At 67.6% G+C, this 2,545-nt stretch carries 2 protein-coding genes and 1 pseudogene; all 3 read right to left on the bottom strand.

The annotated features are described in order from the left end of the window. Window positions 1-261, bottom strand: a pseudogene (locus ACIQ6O_RS16290) (hypothetical protein); the annotation flags it as partial. Window positions 262-286: 25 nt separating this feature from the next. Beyond that, window positions 287-1,588 (bottom strand): nucleotide sugar dehydrogenase, encoded by a 1,302-nt coding sequence (locus ACIQ6O_RS16285; protein WP_396208824.1) that lies wholly within the window; start codon window positions 1,586-1,588, stop codon window positions 287-289. Between the two features lie 134 nt (window positions 1,589-1,722). Then, window positions 1,723-2,545 (bottom strand): beta-ketoacyl-[acyl-carrier-protein] synthase family protein (locus ACIQ6O_RS16280; RefSeq protein ID WP_396208823.1); only part of this gene is annotated, 823 nt, incomplete at its 5' end.

The raw sequence follows: 2,545 nt of genomic DNA, 5'->3' as shown, positions 1-2,545 counted from the left end.
GTCGCCGTGCGTCGCGTTGTGCGCCCGGTTTTCGATGGCCGCGATGCGACCCACCAGTACGCCGTCGCGCTCCGCCAGAAACAGCGCCCGGTCGGCGTGCTGGTAGAAGGGGTTCGCCTTCACATCCAGCGCATCGCGCACCACCAGCTTGAGCGGCGGCACCCACTGCGGATGCTCCGCGCTGGTGTAGATGCGCCAGGGCAGGTCGATGAAACGGCGCAGGTCGGCGCCGGTGCGCACGTCGCGGATCACGAGCGCCATCACGAACGCCTCGGTTCGTGCAGACTCAGAGCCGGAAAACCGTGAAGCCCTGTGCGGCGGCCGCATGGCGATCGTACATCGCCTTCAGGTCGGCCAGCACCGGCTGCTCCCCACGGCACAGGCGCCGCAGCGCCGCCAGATCGAGGGATCGGTACTCGTCATGCCCCACCGCCACGACCAGCGCGTCCACCGGCTTGGCCTCGCTGATCTCGCCCAGCGTGATGCCGTACTCGTGCTGCACCTCGGCGGCGTCCGCCCACGGGTCGGCCACCACCACCGTGGCGCCCCACTGCTCCAGCTCCTTCACCAGATCGGCAACCTTGCTGTTGCGCACGTCCGGGCAGTTCTCCTTGAACGTGACACCGAGCACCCCCACCCGGCTCTGCGCCACATGACAGCCGCTCTTGAGCATCAACCGGATGACACTGCGCGCCGCGTAGCGCGCCATGTTGTCGTTGATGCGCCGGCCGGCGAGAATGACCTGCGGGTTGTACCCCACTTCCTCGGCCTTGTGGGTCAGGTAGTACGGGTCCACACCAATGCAGTGCCCGCCCACCATGCCCGGGCGGAAGGGCAGGAAGTTCCACTTGGTCCCCGCCGCCTCGAGCACCTCGGTGGTGTCGATGCCGAGCCGGGAGAACACCACCGACAGCTCGTTCACGAACGCGATGTTCAGGTCGCGCTGGCTGTTCTCGATCACCTTGGCAGCCTCAGCCACCTTGATGCTGCTCGCCTTCCACGTCCCGGCGGTCACGATGCTCCGGTACAGTGCGTCCACCTCGTCCGCCACCGCCGGCGTGCTGCCGCTCGTGATCTTGGTGATCGTGGTGAGCGTGTGCACCTTGTCGCCCGGATTGATCCGCTCCGGGCTGTAGCCGCAGAAGAAATCCTGGTTGAACGTGAGTCCCGAGTGCCGCTCCAGCACCGGCACACACACCTCCTCGGTGCAACCGGGGTACACCGTGGATTCGTAGATCACGATGCTCCCCTTCGGCATCACGCGCCCCACCGTCTCGCTGGCCTTGATGAGCGGGGTCAGGTCGGGACGTCGGGCCGTATCGATGGGCGTCGGTACCGTCACGATGAAAATCCGGCACGCCTTCAGCGCCTCCGGATCACTGCTGAACTCCAGCTTACTTGCGGCCGTGAGCTGCTCCGCGCTCACCTCGAGGGTGCGGTCGTGCCCGCTCCGGAGTTCCGCGATGCGCGCGGCATTGATGTCGAACCCCACGACGTCGCGCACGCGCCCGAACTCCGCGGCCAGCGGCAGGCCGACATAGCCAAGCCCGATCACCGCAATCTTCTCGTTCGCCGCCGCGTCGTTCATCACCGCACTGCCCATCGCCGTATCGCTCACCGCCGCCATTCCCCGTAACTGATTGTCTGGTTATCCACTGAGCTTGCCCATCCTCGCATGGATGACCCGTGGGGGCAAGTAGGCATCATCGACGGCCGCACGCGTTACGCGGTGAAGACCAGCGTGGCGTTCGTGCCGCCGAAGCCAAAGGCATTGCTCATCACCGCGCGTACCCCCGGCACGCGACGCGCCACGTTCGGCACACAATCGAGAGTAATGCCGGGATCCTGCGCCTCGAGGTTGATCGTGGGCGGCGCCACGCCATCCTGCATCGCGCGGATGCTCACGATCGCCTCCGCCGCACCGGCAGCACCGGTGAGATGCCCGAACATCGACTTGGTGCTCGACACCGGCACCTGCTGCGCCCTGTCGCCGAACACCGCTTCGATGGCGCGCGCCTCAGCGATGTCGCCGAGCGGCGTGGAGGTGGCGTGCGCGTTGATGTAGCCGATGTCCGACGGCGCGAGCCCCGCATCGGCGAGGGCGGCGCGCATGGTACGCTGCGCCCCCTCGTGGTTGTCGGTGGGGGCGGTGAGATGGAAGGCATCGGCGCCGGCGCCGTACCCGGCCAGGACCGCGTGCACACGGGCACCGCGCGCGAGCGCATGTTCCTCCGACTCGAGCACCAGAATCGCCGCCCCTTCCGACAGCACGAAGCCGTCGCGGTCGGCCGCAAAGGGGCGGCTGGCACCAACGGGGTCGTCGTTGCGCGTGGAGAGCGCCCGGATGGCGTTGAACCCCGCCACACACATGAAACCAATCGGGGCCTCGGCGCCACCGGCCAGCACGACGTCGGCATCCCCACGCTCGATGAGGCGCATGGCCTCACCCAGCGCGTGGGCGCTCGTCGCGCAGGCGCTGTTCGTGCTGATGCTCGGCCCCTTGCACCCGTACCGGATGGACAGGTTACTCGCGGCCATGTTGATC

The sequence above is a fragment of the Gemmatimonas sp. genome, from assembly GCF_044345575.1.
Taxonomy (GTDB): domain Bacteria; phylum Gemmatimonadota; class Gemmatimonadetes; order Gemmatimonadales; family Gemmatimonadaceae; genus Gemmatimonas.
Note: the sequence above shows the minus strand (reverse complement) of the source record. Positions and strands in the feature narration are given on the sequence as shown.